The sequence below is a fragment of the Rhodococcus sp. EPR-157 genome, assembly GCF_001647195.1.
Classification (GTDB): Bacteria; Actinomycetota; Actinomycetes; order Mycobacteriales; family Mycobacteriaceae; genus Rhodococcoides.
In genome coordinates this window covers 1-20,773 of sequence record NZ_LVCV01000300.1, presented here as the reverse complement: position 1 = coordinate 20,773, position 20,773 = coordinate 1, and the positions used below count along the sequence as shown (strand labels likewise).

Below are 20,773 nucleotides of genomic sequence, written 5' to 3'. Positions count from 1 at the left end.
CTACGAAAACGAGTACCGTCATCAATGCTCGACCGCCACCTCCGACCGCGAAGTGGCTTGAACCAGGTCTCCATCAGATCCAGGACGGTTCAGATCGCAGGGGCGCGTGGCAATCCAGCGCTGAGCTAGTCGTAACCAACCACTCCACTCGGGCTCCAAGTTGGTTTCCGAGAAGTTCGTCCGCTCGTACGAAATTCGCCCATTCAATTGTCTACTCGCCACCATGTCTTCTACGCGTCACAGGTCTAGCTTTTGTTTACCACTTATTTGTCAGGAGGCCGCCGACTTGTCCACCGCAACTTCACCGGCAGATGTCCGCCGAACTTCCACAGTCACGATCATGCTGCTCGCCGGCGTCTACATCATCGACTACATCGATCGTGTTGCCATCGCTGTTGCATTGCCGTTCCTCGGAGTCGACCTGGGGCTGGACAAGACTCAACAAGGCTTGGCGGTGTCCGCATTCGCGATCGCATACATGCTCGCCCAGCTACCAGGCGGCGTGCTGGCTGACCGATTCGGATCTCGTCCACTGCTCATCATCTCGCTACTGGCCTGGTCCGTCTTCACCGCTGCCACAGGTCTCGTGGAAGGCCTCGTCAGCCTGATCATCGTGCGGGCACTCTTCGGGGTAGCGCAAGCTCTGTTTCCCGGCGCTTCGTTCAAAGCCCTTGCCGAGCGCACCACGCCCGCGGCTAGAAACCGCAGCGCAGGCTTCATGTTGTCAGCCAATGCAGTTGGTGCCGGAATCGGTCCGCTGGTGATGGCACCCCTCATCGTGTGGGTTGGGTGGCGACACGGGTTTTGGATCATCGCGCTCGGCGGAGCGATCCTCGGCGTTCTCATGTGGCGCTTCCTGCCTTCACCGCTTCGCCGCGAGGTATCGAACGATGCGGCGACGCCCGAGTCCGAAGTCTCGAGCTGGCAGCTTGTTGTACGCAATTCCGTTGTCTGGCGGTACGCTCTGCTGTTCTGTTGTTTCAATATGCTTACCTACGGAATGATTACGTGGGTTCCCAGCTATCTCTACGAAGTTCGTGGTCTTTCGCTGGTCGCAGCGGGTGTGTCCTCCGCGGTGCCACTCTTGGTCACTGCAGTCAGTACGATTCTGGGCGGCTGGTTGATGAGTCGATATTTCGACGGCCGCGCAAAGCTTTTCATTGTTCCGGTCCTCCTCATCGCCTCGATCATCTTGGTGTTGATGCTTCGAACCTCATCGACAACGACATTCACAATCCTGCAGGCCTGCGCCATGGGCTGCAGCGGACTCGCGCTGATGGGCATCATCGGTATGCCCCTTCGGGCGCTCCCCAGGGAATGCATCGGATCAGGGATGGGGATCGTAAACACCGGCGGTCAGGTAGCCGGGGTATTGGCACCGGTGATCATGGGGTGGCTAGCCCAGGACTTCGGCTACACGGTCGCTTTCGGCTTTCTTGCTGCGACAACTGCCGCAGCAGCCATGGTAGCGCTACTGACGCCATCAAGTCTCAACATCGGTCCGCGACCCATCCCTGTATCCGAAACCGACATCAAGTCGAGTCACTGATCCGCCGCGCCCGAGCGTCCATACGCCCACTAGCTCGAAATCAACACCAGCACATGGGAATCGAGAACGCAATGACTCAGTTCAAGAAGACCTTCACACACAGAGGAGAAGCTACATTCGACCTCGTAATCCGAGGCGGCCGAGTGGTGGACCCGGAAACAGCGCTCGACGCTGTGCGCAACGTTGGAATCATCGACGGTTCAATTGCGGAAGTGACTACCCGGCACCTCGTCGGCCACCGAGAGATCGACGCTAGCAACCTGGTCGTCGCTCCTGGCTTCATCGACCTGCACAGTCACGGCCAAGCCGTCGCGGAGCTCCGCCTCCAGGCGCTGGACGGAGTGACCACCGCACTCGAACTCGAGGCCGGTGCACCGGCAATGTCGCTGGCATACAGACAATCTGCTGACGAGGGTAGGCCGATCAACTTTGGGTTCTCCGCCTCGTGGGCGGCGTTACGGATGCACGTACTCAGTGGCCGGCCATCGCTCGTTGGCTGGACGATGAGCGATACCGGCACCGAAATCGGCGCCGACTATTGGCGCGCGCCGGCCACCAAAGAACAGACATCCACGCTGTTGAGCTTGTTGGAGAAAGAACTCGGCGACGGCGCGTTGGGCATCGGGATACTTCTGGGATACGCCCCCGCCACGGATCCGGCTGAGTACGTGCAGGTAGCCCGCATCGCAGCGGGTGCGGGCGTGCCGACTTTCACCCATGCCCGTCCACTCGTGGAACAGGACCCCTCCGTCGTCGTCGACGGTGCCGAAGAGCTCACCAGAGTCGCGGGCGAGACCGGAGCTCACATGCATTACTGCCACATGAATTCCACTTCCACGCATCATCTTGCGCGAGTACAAGCGATGGTCACGAAAGTTCGCTCGGAAGGATCGCGGGTGACCAGTGAGGTATATCCCTACGGTGCCGGTATGAGTGCGATCGGCGCTGACTACTTCCACCCGGACAGGCTTCATGTGCTCGGAGCAACCGGTACACCGTCGGACGTCATCTACGCACGAACTGGAGAGACAGTGAGCTCCGTGGAACGGTTGCTCGAACTGCGTGAGCGCGACCCCGGAGGCTGGGCATTCATCAAACTCTTCGACGAGCAAAAGTCTCCGGAGCGGCTAGCTCAGGTGACCGCGCTGCCTGAGGCTGTCATAGCCTCCGATGGTGTCCCTCTCGTGGTCGAGGCCGGGTACGGCTTTGATCCGATGCAGTGGCCCCTACCCAGCCACGTCCGTATGCACCCGCGTGGTGCCGGGACCTATTCTCGCACCCTACGAATCAGCGTCCGAGAAACTGAGACTCTGACGTTGTCCCAGGCATTGGCGAAATGCAGTCTGTACCCCGCTCGTATAGTCGAATCCGCTGCACCATCCATGAAGAAAAAAGGCCGTCTTCAAGCAGGCTGCGACGCAGACATCGTCGTATTCGACCCAGAAACTGTCACAGACAACGCCACTTACGAACAATCTGTTCTTCCTTCAACCGGGTTCTCGCACGTTCTGGTACACGGCAGTCCCATCGTCTCCAACGGAGAGCTGATCGAAAGCGCGATGCCCGGGCGTCCGGTTCGAGGTGTTCGATGACGATGCCTTCCGCCGCCGGCCCACCTCTATCGACCTCCCGCTGGATCGGCGACCAACTGCACACGTCGGGGATCGTCGCCATGACCCCGGGACGCGACCTGAGCAGCGATGTAAATGTGCAGATCCAGACCATCTTCGACCAACTTGCGGGACTTCTCAGCAGCAACGACCTCTCGACCAGCAGCGTCGGTTCTGTGTCTGTCTACCTTGCCTCGATGGAATACTTCGATGCGCTCAATACCGCGTATCGAGAATTTTTTGGACCGCCTTACCCCGTCCGCACAACAATTTCATGCGGCTTGTTTCCGGGCGTTCTCGTCGAGATGAGCATCATCGCCACCGGCCGAAACGAACAACGGGGAGAGATCCTGCCATGACAAATGATTCTCACTTCGACGTGATCGTGATCGGCGGAGGTATCGCCGGTGTATCCATAGCGTACGAACTCGCCGAAGATCATCGCGTCTGTCTGCTCGAAATGGAATCCACCCTTGCGTTCCACACTACCGGGCGATCCGCGGCGGCATTCATCGAAAGCTATGGAAACAAGCCCATCCGGGCGCTCATAACCGCAGGCAGAAGCATATTCATCGACCCTCCGGAAATATTCGAGTCGACACTCACAACGCCGATCCCGCTTCTGTACCTGGCCAAAGAGGGTCGCGCGCAGGCTATTCGAGACCTGCATGCAGATGTCAGCGTCCTGACCCCGGCCGTTGAGATCCTCGAACCACGTGATGCAGAGGTCGCTAATCCGCTACTACGGCAGGGCTTTACGGAACTGGCAATGCTCGACCCCGGAGCCCTCGATGTCGACGTGCACGCCCTCCATCAAGGTTACGCTCGCGGTCTTCGCCGCAGAGGGGGCAAGGTGGTCACATCGTCCCCCCTCGTGCGCGCGGAGCGGCGAGAAGGCATGTGGACTCTGACGGACCGACAACAAGTACCGTATCGCGGAACTGTAGTCGTCAACGCCGCCGGTGCCTGGTGTGACGAGGTAGCTCGAACACTCGGCGCGGACCCGGTCGGGATCCAACCATTTCGTAGAACGGTCTTCATGATCTCGGCACCCGATGCTGTCAGTTCTGCCAACCTTCCGCTGACAATCGAGGTTGACGACGCCTTCTACTTCAAACCAGAAGGCAATCAACTTCTGTGCTCACCTGCAGACGAAGACCCACAGGAGCCAGGGAATGCAAGACCGGATGAACTTGCAATAGCACAAGCTCTCGAGGCCATCAACGACGCGACCGTCATCGGCGCACGACACGTGCGGCAGACGTGGGCAGGCCAACGGAGCTTTACGGCGGATCGGACCCCGGTAGTGGGATTTGCACCCAATGTCGACGGTGTCTTCTGGTTCGCGGGGCAAGGCGGCTACGGAATTCAGATCTGCCCGGCGCTTGCGCGGACCGGCGCGGCCCTGTTGCGGTCTGGCGAAATCCCCGACGACGTTGCTGCACGAGGCCTGACCGAAGAGATGTTGGCACCGGCCCGGCAGGCGCTAACGGTGGCACGCACGTAGGACACCGGCCGTGGCTCCTAGCCATCGTGGTTGTCTCAACGTGCGTTTGCGGAGGAAAGTAGCCATGTGAAGATGTCAGCTCGAACCGACCTCGTCCGCGTCACTACCGACCTGGGCGCAACGCTTCTGGAGGTCGTTCTCGGCCAGCCATCGACAGTCGAACTCGGCGGTGTCGCCTTCTATGACCCGTTCGACGCCGCATATCTTCCCAGTGCAGCCTTGGTGCTGGCTGTCGGTATCAACAGCTCGGACGATGTTTGTTCCTTGCTGACCTCGCTCCGCGGCACCGGGGCAGTTGGCTTGGTGGTCCGTTCGCCAGTTCGGGTTACCGATCAACTGCGCCAGATGGTCCAGCAGACGGGCATCACATTGATAGGCCTCGTCCCCGGCGCTTCATGGACCCAACTCGCAGCAATGGTCCGATCACTCATGTCGGAGGAAATCGTCGGCGACGACCGTCAAGAAACACTGGGCGGAATCCCCACGGGTGATCTCTTTGCACTTGCAAATGCAATCACAGCGCTGATCGACGTACCCGTAACGATCGAGGACCGCAGTTCACGGGTCCTTGCCTTCTCTTCCCGTCAACACGAAGCAGACTCTTCACGCGTAGAAACGATACTTGGTCGTCAAGTACCTGAACGTTTCACTCGAGACCTGGTGGACAAGGGAATTCTCAACGAGCTTTACGCGAGTCCCGGGCCAGTATGGATCGACCCAGAACCCGCTGCCGACGACCAGCTTCCGAGAGTCGCTATCGCGGTACGTGCCGGAAACGAAGTTCTCGGTTCGATCTGGGCGGCCGTCAAAGAACCACTGAACGACGATAGGCTGACTGCACTCACTGATGCTGCAAAACTTGTTGCCCTGCATATGATGCGACACAGAGCGGACTTCGACAACGCGCTCCGCCTGCGAGCCGATCTGTTGACCAGTGCACTTCGTGGTGGGCCAGGTTCGCGCGGTGCGCTCGCACGGCTCGTCGGCCACGGCGAGATGTCCGCATTTCTAGCAGTGGGTCTGGCCCGTTCCGGGCCAGAGTCCGTAGATCACCACGTCAGTAGAACAGGTGAATTGGAAAGGCTCGCGTCCGCGTTTGCCATGCACCTCAGCGTCGTGCACCCGCGATGCGCGGTCGCTCAGCTCGGCGAGACGTGCTACGGAATGATACCCATCACCGATGGCACACGCGGACTGGATTCAGTAGTACGCATCGCGCACGAATTCCTCGGCAGAGTAACGAATGGCGACAAGACCGCGATCGGTGTCGGTTCCATCGCCCGCAGTTCGTCTCAGCTCTCAACCGCACAGGCAAGCGCTGATCGAGCGTTACGTGTCCTCCTGGACAGCTTCGGGAAGTTCGATCGAAACGTGGCGACCTTCGACGAAGTTCACAGCGAAGCGTTGATGCTCGAGCTTTGCGACCAGGTGAAAGAGAGCGGCGACAGACCGACTGGGCCCGTTGCGCGGCTACTCGAACATGACCACAACCGAGATACTCGACTGTTGGAAACGCTGGAGGCGTGGCTCAATTCGTTCGGCGACATTCCGACTGCGGCGGCCTCGTTGATCGTTCATGCCAATACGTTCCGATATCGACTCAAACGAGCCGCGGAAGTGGGAGGCATCGATCTCGGAGACCCCGACCAGAGATTCTCCGCAATGCTTCAGCTGCGTATTGTGCGAGGCACCGAGCCGGACGGCGGCCGATAGTGTTCAACCGACGTTATAGACGCTATTTCAGGTATTGCTGCGTCAGCGTGCCTTTGACGAGTTTGCCCGTGGCGCTTCGAGGTAGAGCGTCCGTGAAGTCGACCGATTTCGGAGCCTTGAACCGAGCTATGTATTCGTGGGTGTACGCGATCAGCTCACGGGCTAGCGCGTCGTCGGCTTCTACACCGGGCGCGGCTTGAACCACAGCTTTGACCTGTTCACCCATCTCTTCGTCGGGAACTCCGATCACAGCTACATCGAACACCTTTGGGTGCAGAGCGAGACAGTTTTCGATTTCCTGAGGATAGATATTGACTCCTCCGGAAATGATGACAAACGCTTGACGATCAGTGAGGTACAAGAACTCGTCTGTATCGATGTACCCCAAGTCACCTGTCGTCGACCATGTTTCGTGCGATGGATGTTTCGCTGACTTCGTCTTGTCCGGGCTGTTGTGGTAAGTGAATGCGATGCCGTCGCGTTCGAAATAGACCCGTCCGATGTTGCCCGGGGCTAGTTCTTGCCCGTCTTCGTCGCAGATGTGGAGTGTGCCGAGGCCTGCCTGCCCAACCGAGCCCGGTTTGTCGAGCCACGTGGGAGAGTCGATGAGGGTGATGCCGTTTCCTTCGGTCGACGAGTAATACTCGTGCAGTATCGGCCCCCACCACTCGATCATCTGGCGTTTGACGTCGATCGGGCATGGCGCCGCGGCGTGCACTGCTGTTCGAAGGGATGAGTGGTCGTACTGTCGACGGGTCGATTCGGCAAGTTTGAGCATCCGGACGAACATTGTCGGGACGAATTGGGCGTGAGTTACCGCGTATCGTTCGATTGTGGCGAGGGCAGTCTCGGCATCGAATTTCCTTGCCGTCACCACCGTCCCTCCGGCTGCATGGACGACGCCACCGAAGCGTAGCGGCGCGGCGTGATAGGTGGGCGCCGACGAGTAGTAGACGGTGTCAAAGCCGAAGCCGTACGCCGGACCGAATACCGCAAGGTACGGATCGCCGGGGTCTCCGACTTGGCGCTCTGGGAGCGCTGGTTTGACGCCTTTTGGTCGTCCTGTTGTGCCCGAGGAGTACAACAGGTCAGCTCCGCGCGGTTGATTCGCTGGAGGTGCGGTTGCAGCGCCGGCAAGTTTCTCCTCGTAAGAGAGATGTCCTGGTACTGCTCCGCCGAACGCCATTCGAAGTTCGATGTTCGGGGTGGTGTCGATGACCGCGCCCGCCAACGTCTCTGTCGCCGCCGATACGATGAGGATTCGGGCACCGCAGTCGTTGACGATGTACGAAACATCCGACGGAGTCAGATGGTGATTGATCCCGGTCACATAGAGGCCAGACCGCAAAGCAGCCCAATAGATTTCGAACACCTCTGTTGCATTGTCGGACAGAAATGCGACGTGGTCTCCCCGCCTCAGTCCTGCCGCACTAAAGATGTTGGCCAACCGGATCGAGCGTTCGTCGAGTTCACGGTAGGTGACGACGCGTCCTGTGTCGGCGTCGATGATTGCGGACTTGTTCGGTTGTAGCAGTGCATGTGCGCCGGGGTACACCGTCAATTCTCCTGACTAAGTGATTTCGATGTCGGTGGGCCGGCCGCCTAGAGCTGGTCAGCGCTGGTGTAGATCGACTTGTATTCGAGGTACGAACCGAGGGCTTCAGGGCCTAGTTCCCGTCCGATTCCGGAGTTCTTCATTCCTCCGAACGGCGAACCGGGGTCGAGCTCGTAGTAGTTGATGCCGATGGTTCCGGTGCGGATTCGACGGGCGATGCCGATGCCTCGCTCCTCGTCGGTAGTGAACACGGAGCCGCCGAGCCCGTATACCGAGTCGTTGGCTATTGCGACAGCCTGATCGTCACTGTCGAACGGAATCACAGCAAGCACCGGACCGAACACCTCCTCCTGAGCCAGCCTGTCCCCATTGTCGACATCTGCGAAAATCGTCGGTTCGACGAACCATCCTCGGTCGAGTCCCCGAGGTCGACCGCCGCCGCAGACGAGGCGTGCGCTCGAACTTCTCGCCAGATCAACGTAACCGAGCACTCGCTCTAGTTGGCGCTCGGTGGCCATCGGACCGATCTGAGTATTCGTGTCGAGGGAGTGTCCGACTGCGAGACGGCGAGTGTATTCGACCAGGGCGTCGACAACCTCGTCATAGCGTGTACGCGCGACCAGAATCCTTGTCTGTATCGAGCACGTCTGTCCGTTGTTCAGGAAGGAGGTGGCGCCGACTTGCGAAAGGAAGAGGTCAAGGTCCCCATCATCGAGGAACAACGAAGCCGACTTCCCTCCGAGTTCGAGAGTCGATCGCCGGATCAAGCGACCGCACTCTGCCCCGATCTTCCGACCCGCCTCCGTCGACCCGGTGAAAGCAATCTTGTCGACATCGGGGTGTGACACGAGTGCGGCTCCAGTCTCTCGGCCTCCCAGAACAATATTGAGCACACCTGGAGGGACACCGGCCTCGGTCGCGGCCTCACCGATCGCACCCGCGTCGAGCGACGTCTCCGGTGACGGCTTCAGCACGATCGTGCACCCTGCCGCCATTGCCGGTGCAATCTTGATCATGGCGAGCATTTGCGGAAAATTCCATGCTGTGATGGCACCGACTACTCCGACGGGTTCTCTACGCACGATCGTTGCCCCCATCTGACTGGGGCGGACCTCTTCGAGGGCTGCCTTGGTCACGAGGTCGGCGTACAACTCGAGCAGAGCAGACGGGACGATCCCGTTGGCAACTGTAGAAATGGTTATGGGCATTCCGTTCTCGCGTGACACCAGACGAGCTGTGTCATCGGCATGTGCGCGTAGGCATGCGGCGAAACGGAGCATCACGTCTGCTCGTTCTGCGGGAGTCGTATGCCCCCAGGGTCCGTCGAGAGCGGCGCGGGCAGAACGGACTGCACTGTCGATATCTATGGCTGTGCCCAGTGTGGTGGCGCCGAGCAATTCACCGGTGTTGGCATCAACCGTTCTGTGGAGGTTGCCTCCTTCAGCAGGGTTGACCCAGGTGCCGTTGATGTAGAACTGGCTACCACTTGTCGTCAAGGCTTTGTCGGATGTAGTCGTCAATTTAAGTCCGTTCGGTGCATCGGCCGTGAATGATTGGGAATGGAACCTCTGATCCGGCTCACTGGTGAAGGATGACCCCCCGAAGGTTCACCCCGGCGTGCATGTCATCGAACCCTTGGTTCACTTCGTCGAGTGTGTAGGTCCGAGTAATCAGCTCGTCCAACTTCAGGGCACCTTCTTGGTACAGGCGTAACCATTTGAGGATGTCGTAGCTTGGATTGGACGCACCGAAAACAGCGCCTTGTATACGTTTTTGCATCATGGCCAGTTCGATGAGGGGAACAGGAATACCGACTTCGGCGCTTGCACCTGTGACTACAACCGTCCCGGCCTTCCTGATTGCGCTGAACGCCTGTGCCACATGCTCGCCCGTGGTGATGCCGACCGTGACGACGGCTACGTCAGCGCCTTGACCGTTCGTGTAGTGACGTGCGGCGTCGGTTGCCTCGTCCATGGATCCGAAGGATTCGGTCGCGCCGAATTCCTTCGCCTTGTCACGCTTGAACGCTAATGGGTCCACAGCAATGACATGGCTGGCGCCGGCGTGTTTTGCACCTTGGACGGCGTTGATTCCGACTCCACCAATGCCCATGACGACAACCGTGTCGCCGGGGACGACTCCGCCGGCATTCACTGCCGACCCCCATCCGGTGCCAACTCCGCAACCCACCAAACATGCTTTGTCCAAGGGTATTTCCTTGGGGATCTTGACCGTGGACAGCACGCTGGCAACGGTGTATTGCGAGAAGGTCGAGACGCCGCACAGTTGGGCTACTGGTTGGCCATCGAGATGCATGCGGAACGTGCCTGGTTCCGATATACGGTCGCCCTGAAGCACGTGTGCCCCAGCATCGCAGAGATTTTGCTTGCCAGTCGCACACCAGCGGCACCGTCCACAGCCTGGTAAGAAAGAAAAGACAACATGGTCGCCGATCTCCAATCCTGGTGTATGCGGCCCAACGCGTTCCACCACCCCGGCCCCTTCGTGTCCGCCGCACGCCGGATAGGTACCCATCGGCATATCTCCCGTAGCCGCGTGGTCATCGGAATGACACAATCCCGATGCGACGAGACGGACCAGTACTTCTCCTTGGCGCGGCTCGTCGAGGTCCAGTTCGGCAATTTCCCATTTTCCAGGTGCCTGTCGAAGAATTGCGGCGGTGGTCTTCATGTTTACTCCTGGCGTTCGTATGCTGTGGTTCACACGACGGTAGGGGAAAACTTGATCGTGAATCCTGTAAGGGAGCACGAACTTGGAAGGGCGGATTCGTCGGTGCGCACAAAACCGCCGGGTCGGCTGTCGTACATCTGGGTGTCGCGGCAGCTTATTCGTAAGCGGCGGAGGCCGTTACGCGAAACAGAGACATTGGCGTTGCATGCCAATGACCAAGGTACTAGTTGTCACAAGTGTGGGCGTCCCTGGCAGACGGAGATGGACTATGTCGGACTGTTTGGCTGGTCGGCAGCGGTGCGGGTAGCCCGTTGCCTTGCCAGGCAAGGTGGGCGTTCAGTGGAGAAGGTCCTCGACCGCCTCGGGTGAGCGGTTCCGATTAGTAGGCAGGCCCCAACGCGTCGGCGAGCATGTGCATTGCCGCGGTGGTGGAAAGCGCACGCACGCTTGCGCGGTCGCCGGGGAGCCGGAGGGTACGGGTGACGGTCGGTCGGTCCCTGGAGGCGATTCCGAAGCAGACAGTGCCGACCGGCTTCAGTTCGGTGCCGCCCCCGGGTCCAGCGATGCCACTGGTAGATACCGCGATGTCGACGCCCAGTCTGCTCAGTGCGCCTTCTGCCATCAGTGCTGCCACCGGTTCGCTGACGGCGCCGTGTTCTTCGATGATCTCGGCCGAGACGTCGAGAAGACCCGTCTTCGCCTCGTTCGCGTAAGACACCACCGCCCCGATGACATACGCCGACGAGCCTGCGCGATCGGTGAGACGTGCCGCGATCATGCCGCCTGTGCACGATTCGGCAGTGGCGATCCGATGGCCGGCCAACCGAGTCGCGACGATGTCGTCGATGGTGGATCCGTCGGTCGAAAAGACCTGCGAGCCATGCTGTTTGTCGATTAGACCTGCGAGATCCGTGTACGCCGTTGCCGCGAACTCTGCATAGCGGGTCACTATTTCCAGCTCTCCGAGCCGCAGGCAGGTGGTGATTTCGAGCTCGCCGAATCCCGCGACCTGGCGCTCTGCCGTCCTCAGCGTTGCAGCGAGGTCGGCTTCGGACAGCCCGTACGCGCGGATGGTGTTCTGACGGATCTGCGCGCGTCGGGTCAATACTTCGGCGACCGGCGCGCTGACGAGTGCCTCCGGCCACATCTCCTGCAGTTCGCGAGGCGGGCCGGGCAGTATCAGGACGACGGGCATCGTCCCGGAGCCGCTGGCGGGTATCGCGACACCGGGGGCGGTTCCGGTTGGCGGAATGGAGTGGGCACCGTCCGGAACCATTGCCTGCTTGCGAAGACCTGCCCGCAGTGGCTCGGAGTCGGGTGCAGAACTCATCCGGCTTCGCCATCGCTGCACGATTGCGTGGATGCGTTGCTCGAGTTCGTCGTCGAGGTGCAGTTCGCGGCCGTACAGAGCGGCGACGGTCTCCACGGTCAGATCGTCAGCGGTCGGGCCCAAGCCTCCGGTCGTGACGATCAAGTCGACGCGCTGATCCGCGAGAAATTGTAGTTGTGCGGTCAGGTCAGCGGGCCGGTCACCGCAGATCGTGATGTGTGCAACGTCCACTCCCATCTCGAGTAGTCGCTGGGCCACCCACGGACCGTTCCTATCGGTAACCCGACCGGCCAGGACTTCTGTTCCCGTGACCACCACACCCGCTCGCACAGTCATTCTTCGACCATACTGGCGACCGACGAATCGCACTGGCGCAGAGTCACCCACCCGACAAGTAGATCCCCAATCGGGCGCACTCGAGTTCGCCGACGATGGGCAACCCTGACTGCCGATTTACCCCCGAGTTGTGCGCCCAGGGCCCCTGGCGACGCACAACTCGGGGGTGAATCGGACAGACGTCAGCGCGGAGCCAACCGCCACAGAGACGTCGTCTCGCGTGATCGCGCGGCGTGGAAGAGGTCGTCGGCGTCGCGCGCCCGCGGGTGCGTCGGCGATGTGTCCGTTCTACCGAGCACCGCGAGGCCGGCCCGGTCGATTGCGGCCAGTAGATCATCGCGGGTGGCGAGCCCGAGAAGTTCCGCTAGATCGGAGATCACCAACCAGGCTTCGCCGCCGGGTTCGAGATGCTTGCCAAGACGGTCGAGGAATGCTCGGAGCATGCGGCTGCCGGGGTCGTAGATGGCGTGTTCTATACCCGACGTCGGCTTGGTGGGAATCCACGGCGGATTGCACACCACCAGCGAGGCGCGTCCGGCCGGAAAGATGTCGGCGAGCTGTACCTCGACCTGGTCGGCGAATCCCAATCTGTCGAGATTCGCTGTGGCGCAGGCGATTGCGCGCGGGTCCTTGTCCGTCGCAACGACGTGCGCGATGCCGCGCTTCGCCAGTACTGCAGCAAGAACGCCTGTGCCGGTACCGATGTCGAATGCCGTGGTGGTTCCAGAGGGGAGAGGAGTGTCGGCGACGAGCTGTACGTACTCACCACGCAGCGGCGAGAAGACACCGAAATGTGGCTCGATGGTGGCGTCGAGGGCCGGAATGTGTACGCCTGTGCGACGCCATTCGTGAGCGCCGATGAGGCTGAGCAGCTCTCGAAGCGACAGCAGCGATGGCTGCGAGGACTCGCCGTACGCTTCGGTGGCTGCGAGCCTCACATCGGGCGCTCGTGGGTAGTCGAGAACGTAGTCCGCGTCGAGTTCGACGAGCAGCATCCCGAGGATGCGCGCCCGCCGAGCCTGGTCCTGACGGTGCAGGTGAAAATCCTCCGCCGGCGAGGCCGCCGGCTTTCGAGCCCGCGGCTGGGCCCGTCGAGTGATCGCCTTCATCAGCTGGCGTGCATTGTTGAAATCGCCACGCCACAATAGGTATTCGCCGATCGAGGCGCGCTTGTAGGCAACATCGGCGGAGATGTCGTCGCCGATGATGTGGATGGCCTTCGGCGGCGGCGCGTTGTTCTCCGAACGCCACAGCGCCGAGCGTTGTTGCCCGTCCTCGGTCCATCCGACAGTTGCGTGCACGTCACTCCTAGATCGGGGTGTGGGGCACCCCTTCGGCCAACGAGAAGTCAACCACAGCGAGCGATGATGCGACGCGCATGCTGGATGACCGGGGCATCGACCATCTGTCCACGGAACGTGAAGACCCCACGGTTGTTCGAGACTGCGTCGAGCACGCTGTTGGCCCATTCGATCTCGTCGTCGGTCGGGGCGTAGGCCTGACGAATGACCGGGATGTGGCTGGGGTGGATGGCGACTTTGCCGTCGAAGCCCACGGCCACGGCGTCGTCCGCTTCCTCGCGCACTCCGTCGAGATTCGGGATATCGAGGAAGACGGAATCGAGCGCGAACAGTCCTCGTGCCTTCGCCGCCAACAATGTCTGCGACCGGACATGCTGCGCCACAGCGCGGTAGCGACCGTCTGCGAATCTGCTCGAGTTTCCGCCCATGGCCGCAACAAGGTCCTCGGCTCCCCACATGGCGCCCACAGCGTTGTCTGCCCCGAGTGAAGCATGACATTCGACCGCGCCTGCGGGGGATTCGAACAATGCGATCACTTCGCGTGGTGCCACCGCCGCGACCTGTGCTGCTGATTCGCACTTCGGCAGCATGACGACGGTGTAGTCGGTGCGATCCAGAGCCTCGAGGTCGGCCGACCAGTCCGACGTCCCGTGCGGATTGATCCTGACGACGGTCCTGGCCGGGTCCACCGGCGTCGCCACGAGGGCTTCGCGTGCGGCGGCCTTGTCCGCGGCGGCGACTCCGTCCTCGAGATCGAGGATGACGACGTCTGCGCGCGCCGCAGCCTTCTCGAACCTCTCCGGTCGGTCTGCAGGACAGAACAGCCATGCCGGTCCCGGCGGAACCCAGCTCATGACAGATCCCGCGTCATGACAGATCCTCAGCAGGACGTAGCCGCACCAGCGTTTTTCGAACTGCGAGAGCCACGACGTCACCGTGCTGGTTTCGCCCGGTGTGTGTGAACGTCACGATGCCCTCGCCGGGACGGGACTTGGACTCGCGTTTGTCGGAGATCAGCGTCTCGGCGTACAGGGTGTCTCCGTGGAAGAGCGGCTTCGGGAACGAGACCTCGGAGAAGCCCAGATTCGCGACGATGGTTCCCTGCGTCAGCTGTGCGACCGACAGTCCGACGAGCGTGGATACGGTGAACATCGAGTTGACCAGACGCTGCCCGAACTGCGTCGTCTCGCTGTATGCGGCGTCGAGATGGAGCGCCTGTGTGTTCATGGTCTGGGTGGTGAACAGTGTGTTGTCCGCCTCGGTGATGGTGCGTCCGGGGCGATGCTCGTAGATGGCGCCGAGTTCCATCTCCTCGAACCATAGTCCGCGCTGACGAATTCGCTTGTCCGTCATAGTCCGAGACTCCTCGCGATGAGCATCAGTTGCACTTCGGTTGTGCCTTCACCGATTTCGAGGATCTTGCTGTCGCGGTAATGCCGAGCGACGACGTACTCGTTCATGAATCCGTATCCGCCGTGGATCTGCGTCGCATCCCGCGCGTTGTCCATCGCAGCTTCGGAGGCGACGAGTTTGGCGATGGATGCTGCCTTCTTGAACGGCTTGCCGGCCAGCATCAGAGCCGCCGCGTCGTAGTACGCGGTACGGGCGGTGTGTGCGCGTGCTTCCATGCGGGCGATCTTGAACGAGATCGCCTGATTGTGGCCGATCGGATGACCGAAGGCTTCGCGCTCCTTCGAGTACTTGACGCTTTCGTCCACGCATCCCTGAGCAGCGCCGACCGATACCGCCGCAATAGCGATACGACCTTCGTCGAGGATGTGCAGGAAGTTCGCGTATCCGCGGCCCTCCTGACCGAGGAGGTTCTCCTGGGGCACCCGTACGTCGGTGAAGCTCAACGGGTGTGTGTCGGAGGCGTTCCAGCCGACCTTGTTGTATGCCGGTTCGGCAACGAAGCCGGGAGTATTGGTGGGCACCAGGATCGACGAGATCTGCTTGCGACCGGTGGCCTCGTCGACGCCGGTCACTGCGGTGACGGTCACCAGTTCGGTGATGTCGGTGCCCGAGTTGGTGATGAACTGCTTGCTGCCGTTGATGATCCAGTCGCCGCCGTCACGCTTGGCGGTGGTCTTGGTGCCACCCGCATCGCTGCCGGCGCCGGGCTCGGTCAAACCGAACGCGGCCAGAGCCTGGCCCGAGGTCAGCTTGGGAAGCCACTCCTGCTTCTGGGCGTCGTTGCCGAAGCGATACACCGGCATCGCGCCGAGCGAAACCCCTGCCTCCAAGGTCATCGCGACACTCTGATCGACCTTACCGAGTTCCTCCAGCGCCAGGCACAGGGCGAAGTAGTCACCGCCCATGCCGCCGTACTCTTCGGGGAACGGCAACCCGAACAGGCCCATGTCCGCCATACCGCGCACGACCTCGTATGGGAACGAGTGCTCCTCGTCGTGCTTCGCAGAGACCGGTGCGACGACGGTACGCGCGAAATCGGCGACCGACTTGGCAAGTTGCTGGTACTCATCGGGCAGGTTCGCCGACGACAGGTAATCGGTCATGACTGATCCTTGTCTTCTTTGGGGACGATTCGCGCCAGCAGCTGGTCGACGCGGACTTGATCTCCGACTGCGACAACCAGTTCCACGGTGCCGTCGATCGGGGTGGTGAGTGTGTGTTCCATCTTCATCGCCTCGACGACGACCACCGCAGTGCCTGCGGTGATCAGCTCGCCGGTGCTCGTTCCGACCGCGATAACCGAACCCGGCATGGGGGAGAGGATCTCGGCGTCCCCCGAGTGCGCGTCGTCGTCGCGGACACTCGGCTCGGCGACCGTGCGGAGTTGCCACGTTCCCTGTGCACTCGATATCCAGGTTGCCGAATCGCTTCGTGCGAACGTCATGGTTTCGCGACGGCCATCGACGACGACGGTGATCGTGTCGGCGGTCGTGTGTGCGTGAAGAGTGCTTGCGGGGTGATCGTCGATCGCGACCGTTGCCGCGTCGGGTGTTCCGACAATGGCGACGTGTACCGACCTGTCTCCGCTGGTGAGGCGGCGAACGAAGGGTGCCTGAGCGCCTACCCGCCATCCCGACGGCATCGCCCAGATGTCGTTGCCCGCGTTCTGCCACGTCTGAGTCCACTCGACCGCGGCGGCCGCGATCAGTGCCTCGTCGGTGGCAGCCGATGCAGTGAAGTCTTCGACTCGGCGATCGAGCAGACCGGTGTCGAGCCGTCCCGCTCGAACATCGTTGTCGGCGAGCAGAAAACGAGCGAATTCGATGTTGGTGACGACGCCGAGGACTGCCGTCTGCGACAAGGCGCGGTCGAGAGTACGCAGCGCGCTACTGCGGTCCGGTCCGTACGCGATGACCTTCGAGAGCATCGGGTCGTAGTTGCTGCCGACCTCGGTGCCGACGGCGAGGCCGGAGTCGACGCGGATGCCGTCGCCGACGGGTTCGCGAAGTCCGACGACGGTGCCGCCGGTGGGGAGGAACCCGCGGCCGGGATCCTCCGCGTACACGCGGGCCTCGATCGCGTGGCCGGTGAGCGTGATGTCGTCCTGAGCGATAGTCAGCGCTTCACCCGCCGCGACACGGACCTGCCACTCGACGAGGTCGAGCCCGGTCACCAGCTCGGTGACGGGGTGCTCGACCTGCAGGCGTGTGTTCATCTCCATGAAGAAGAACTCGTCCGGGTTGTCGGCGGAGACGATGAACTCCACTGTTCCCGCACCGGCATAGTCGACGCTGCGAGCCGTGTTGCAGGCCGCGGCACCGATTCGCGCACGGGTCGCCTCGTCGAGCAGCGGTGAGGGAGCTTCCTCGATGACCTTCTGGTGGCGTCGCTGCAGGCTGCATTCACGTTCGCCGAGGTGGATGACGTTGCCGTGCTCGTCGGCCAGAATCTGAACCTCGATATGGCGGGGACGCAACACGAATCGTTCGAGGAAGATCGTGTCGTCGCCGAACGAGGATGCCGCTTCGCGACGTGCACTCGCCAGTGCTGCGGGGAGGTCCTCGGTTCGTTCGACCAGCCGCATACCCTTGCCGCCGCCGCCCGCAGACGGTTTGACGAGGACAGGGAACCCGACGTCTTCAGCGCCGGCGATGAGATCGGCGTCGGTCAGGCCCGGACGCGAGATCCCCGGCACGACCGGAACGCCGAACTCGGAGACGGCGGCCTTGGCTGCGATCTTGTCACCCATGACCTCGATCGCCCGGGCCGGTGGACCGAGGAAGGCGATGTCGGCAGCGGCGCACGCAGCCGCGAAATCGGCGTTCTCGGACAGGAACCCGTATCCCGGGTGAATGGCCTGGGCTCCGGTGCGCTGTGCGGCCTCGATGACCTTGGGTATGGACAGGTAGCTGTCGCGGGCGTTGGCCGGTCCCAGGCGGATTGCGGTGTCGGCCTCGGCGACGTGGCGTGCGCCCGCATCGGCGTCGCTGTAGACGGCAACGGACCGAATACCCATGCGGCGCAGCGTTCGTGCCACGCGCACAGCGATCTCGCCACGGTTCGCGATCAGGACGGTGTCGATCTGCTTGTTCATGTCAGTCACATTCTGAAAACGCCGTAGGAGACCTGCTCGAGCGGCGCGTTGGCGCACGCGGAGAGGGCAAGTCCGAGAACCTGTCTGGTGTCAGCGGGATCGATGATGCCGTCGTCCCACAATCGAGCCGTCGAATAGTAGGGGTTGCCCTGAGTTTCGTACTGCTCGCGGATCGGGGCCTTGAACGATTCCTGATCCTCGTCCGACCAGGGTGTGCCCGCGGCGTCCTGCTGATCGCTGCGGACGGTGGCCAGCACCGACGCCGCCTGTTCGCCGCCCATGACGGAGATCCGGGCGTTGGGCCACATGAACAGGAATCTAGGGGAGTAGGCGCGGCCGCACATCGAGTAGTTGCCGGCCCCGTAGGAACCGCCGATCACGATGGTGATCTTCGGTACCCGGGCACATGCGACGGCGGTGACCATCTTGGCGCCGTGCTTCGCGATCCCGCCGGCCTCGTAGTCTCGCCCGACCATGAAGCCGGACAGATTCTGCAGAAACACCAGCGGGATGCTGCGCTTGTCGCACAGTTCGATGAAATGCGCACCCTTCATTGCCGATTCGGAGAACAGAACGCCGTTGTTGGCGATGATGCCGACGGGGTGCCCGTGAACATGGGCGAACCCCGTGACGAGAGTTTTGCCGTACTCGGCTTTGAATTCGTCGAACTCGCCGCCGTCGACGACGCGGGTGATGACCTCGCGCGCGTCGTACGGGGTGCGGGGGTCGGTCGGCACGACGTCGTACAGCTCGGTCTGCGTGGCAATGGGTTCGCGGGTCGCGACGACGTCCCATGGCCGCGGACTGCGCGGCCCGAGCGTGGAGACGATGGTGCGGACTCGTTTCAGCGCGTCGCGATCATCGTCGGCGAGGTGGTCGGTGACGCCGGAGATCTTCGAGTGCAGGTCGCCGCCGCCGAGTTCCTCGGCCGTGACGATTTCGCCGGTTGCTGCTTTCACCAGCGGCGGGCCGCCGAGGAAGATCGTGCCCTGATCCTTGACGATGATGGCTTCGTCGCTCATTGCGGGAACGTAGGCGCCGCCCGCGGTGCACGAACCCATCACTGCCGCGATCTGCGCAATTCCTTTGGCGCTCATCGTCGCCTGGTTGTAGAAGATACGTCCGAAGTGGTCACGGTCAGGGAAGACCTCGTCCTGGCGCGGCAAGAACGCACCGCCCGAGTCGACGAGGTAGATGCACGGCAACATGTTCTGCAGCGCAATCTCCTGCGCACGCAGGTGCTTCTTGACGGTCATCGGGTAGTACGTGCCGCCCTTGACGGTGGCGTCGTTGGCGACGATGACGCACTCGCGTCCGGAGACTCGGCCTATCCCGGCAATGACTCCGGCTCCCGGGCATTCGTCGTCGTACAAACCGTTCGCTGCCAGCGGGGCAATCTCGAGGAACGGACTCCCTGGATCCAGCAGTTCGTTCACCCGGTCCCGGGGGAGGAGCTTGCCGCGGGCCACGTGGCGCTCTCGCGACTTCTCGCTACCGCCGAGCGCGGCGCGAGCGAGCCGGGCGGAAAGGTCGCGGGTCAGGTGCTCGTGGGCTGCCCTGTTGGCCGCTGTATCGATTGCCATGTGATGCGCGCCTTCGGTCTCATCCTGCGGATCAGCGGAATTTGAGTTAACGAGGAATAACTCAGCAAATAGTAAACTATGATTAACTGAGTTGTCCAGGGTCGAGTGCGGAAGGGGGAGTGTGATGACTGTGCAGGAGTCGAAATCGGGGACTCTTCGAGACCAGCGGAAAGCCGAACGGCGAGCGCAACTACTGGCGGCAGCAGCAGCATTGTTCGCCGAACGCGGATTCGCATCGGTGCGACTCGAGGACTTGGGCGCAGCGGTCGGAATCAGTGGACCGGCGGTGTATCGCCACTTTCCCAACAAGGAAGCGGTGCTGACCGAGCTGTTGGTCGAGATTTCGGTCTTTCTTCTCGACGGCGGCAGGCGCGTGGTGGACCAACGGCCGGCCGGCCTCGATGCACTGTTCGACCTGATCGAATTTCACTTGGACTTCGCGGTCACGTCCCCGGCGTTGATCCGTATCCAGGACCGTGACCTGCACAGCCTGCCGGACGCAGCGCGACGCAAGGTGCGGCGTATGCAGCGCGAGTACGTGGAGTTGTGGGTGACGACACTGTGCGCCACGGACGAATCGCTGAGCGACTCCGATGCGAGGACGAAGGCTCACGCGGTGTTCGGCCTCATCAACTCCACGCCCTACAGCGCTGGCCGAGGTCCATCGCGCAGCACTCGAACCGTGTTGCGGGAGATGACTATCGGAGCGCTCGGCGTGAGTGGAAAAGCAAATGCGTTCACAGAGTGAACGCGCATGCGCTGCATGTGTCTATGCTCGAACAGTTTCGGTCGATGGGTTGGACGGCACCGTCGATACGCGTTGAATCAAGTACAACATCTTCGAGAATCTGTGGAGGAATGAAAGTGACTACGTCGGTGATTGTGGCTGGGGCTCGGACCCCGGTGGGTCGTTTGTCTGGTGCGTTGAAGGATTTTTCGGGGTCGGATTTGGGTGGGATCGCGATTCGGGGTGCGTTGGAGAAGTCGGGGGTGGGGCCGGAGTTGGTGGAGTACGTGATCATGGGGCAGGTGTTGACGGCGGGGGCGGGTCAGATGCCGGCTCGTCAGGCTGCGGTGGCGGCGGGTATTGG

The 20,773-nt window shown here is 61.7% G+C and carries 16 protein-coding genes and 1 pseudogene; 7 read left to right on the top strand and 10 right to left on the bottom strand.

From position 1 onward, the window contains the following. Positions 1–286 precede the first annotated feature (286 nt). The 5 genes from A2J03_RS13885 to A2J03_RS13865 all read left to right on the top strand — a co-directional run bounded on the left by A2J03_RS13885 (position 287) and on the right by A2J03_RS13865 (position 6,379). Positions 287–1,549: an MFS transporter gene (locus A2J03_RS13885; protein ID WP_068374820.1), complete on the top strand. Its 1,263-nt coding sequence runs from the start codon at positions 287–289 to the stop codon at positions 1,547–1,549. Positions 1,550–1,620: 71 nt separating this feature from the next. Continuing rightward, positions 1,621–3,141: an amidohydrolase family protein gene (locus tag A2J03_RS13880; protein ID WP_068374829.1), complete on the top strand. Its 1,521-nt coding sequence runs from the start codon at positions 1,621–1,623 to the stop codon at positions 3,139–3,141. Beyond that, complete coding sequence (locus A2J03_RS13875; protein ID WP_082897831.1) at positions 3,138–3,518, top strand: RidA family protein; 381 nt, start codon at positions 3,138–3,140, stop codon at positions 3,516–3,518. Before A2J03_RS13880 ends, A2J03_RS13875 begins: the two co-directional genes overlap by 4 nt. Then, a complete protein-coding gene (locus A2J03_RS13870; RefSeq protein WP_068374816.1) occupies positions 3,515–4,666 on the top strand; it encodes an NAD(P)/FAD-dependent oxidoreductase in 1,152 nt (383 codons plus the stop codon). The genes A2J03_RS13875 and A2J03_RS13870 overlap by 4 nt, the downstream gene beginning before the upstream one ends. Positions 4,667–4,738: 72 nt before the next feature. After that, positions 4,739–6,379, top strand: coding sequence for a PucR family transcriptional regulator (locus A2J03_RS13865; protein ID WP_068374826.1), 1,641 nt, complete (start codon positions 4,739–4,741; stop codon positions 6,377–6,379). Positions 6,380–6,401: 22 nt separating this feature from the next. Here A2J03_RS13865 and A2J03_RS13860 read toward each other — a convergent pair whose 3' ends face one another. The 10 genes from A2J03_RS13860 to A2J03_RS13815 all read right to left on the bottom strand — a co-directional run bounded on the left by A2J03_RS13860 (position 6,402) and on the right by A2J03_RS13815 (position 19,682). Beyond that, entirely contained in the window at positions 6,402–7,934 is a 1,533-nt protein-coding gene (locus A2J03_RS13860) for an acyl-CoA synthetase (protein WP_068374815.1), read from the bottom strand. 47 nt (positions 7,935–7,981) lie between these two features. Beyond that, positions 7,982–9,454, bottom strand: a complete 1,473-nt coding sequence (locus A2J03_RS13855; RefSeq protein ID WP_068374814.1) for an aldehyde dehydrogenase — start codon at positions 9,452–9,454, stop codon at positions 7,982–7,984. A 58-nt stretch (positions 9,455–9,512) separates the two neighbouring features. After that, positions 9,513–10,625, bottom strand: coding sequence for an NDMA-dependent alcohol dehydrogenase (locus A2J03_RS13850; protein WP_068374812.1), 1,113 nt, complete (start codon positions 10,623–10,625; stop codon positions 9,513–9,515). 379 nt (positions 10,626–11,004) lie between these two features. After that, entirely contained in the window at positions 11,005–12,291 is a 1,287-nt protein-coding gene (locus A2J03_RS13845; RefSeq protein WP_068374809.1) for a competence/damage-inducible protein A, read from the bottom strand. Positions 12,292–12,473: 182 nt separating this feature from the next. After that, complete coding sequence (locus A2J03_RS13840) at positions 12,474–13,592, bottom strand: methyltransferase (RefSeq protein ID WP_068374805.1); 1,119 nt, start codon at positions 13,590–13,592, stop codon at positions 12,474–12,476. A gap of 47 nt (positions 13,593–13,639) precedes the next feature. Continuing rightward, entirely contained in the window at positions 13,640–14,446 is an 807-nt protein-coding gene (locus tag A2J03_RS13835; RefSeq protein WP_068374802.1) for an HpcH/HpaI aldolase/citrate lyase family protein, read from the bottom strand. Between the two features lie 13 nt (positions 14,447–14,459). After that, positions 14,460–14,945, bottom strand: a complete 486-nt coding sequence (locus A2J03_RS13830) for a MaoC family dehydratase (protein WP_068374801.1) — start codon at positions 14,943–14,945, stop codon at positions 14,460–14,462. Next, entirely contained in the window at positions 14,942–16,108 is a 1,167-nt protein-coding gene (locus tag A2J03_RS13825) for an acyl-CoA dehydrogenase family protein (RefSeq protein WP_068374799.1), read from the bottom strand. Before A2J03_RS13825 ends, A2J03_RS13830 begins: the two co-directional genes overlap by 4 nt. Continuing rightward, positions 16,105–18,099: an acetyl-CoA carboxylase biotin carboxylase subunit gene (locus A2J03_RS13820; protein ID WP_068374823.1), complete on the bottom strand. Its 1,995-nt coding sequence runs from the start codon at positions 18,097–18,099 to the stop codon at positions 16,105–16,107. The genes A2J03_RS13825 and A2J03_RS13820 overlap by 4 nt, the downstream gene beginning before the upstream one ends. Positions 18,100–18,104: 5 nt before the next feature. Continuing rightward, positions 18,105–19,682, bottom strand: coding sequence for a carboxyl transferase domain-containing protein (locus A2J03_RS13815; protein WP_068374797.1), 1,578 nt, complete (start codon positions 19,680–19,682; stop codon positions 18,105–18,107). 124 nt (positions 19,683–19,806) lie between these two features. Here A2J03_RS13815 and A2J03_RS13810 point away from each other — a divergent pair, with 124 nt between their 5' ends. Next, complete coding sequence (locus A2J03_RS13810) at positions 19,807–20,430, top strand: SACE_7040 family transcriptional regulator (protein ID WP_068374794.1); 624 nt, start codon at positions 19,807–19,809, stop codon at positions 20,428–20,430. A 116-nt stretch (positions 20,431–20,546) separates the two neighbouring features. Next, positions 20,547–20,773: pseudogene (locus tag A2J03_RS13805) on the top strand (acetyl-CoA C-acyltransferase); the annotation flags it as partial.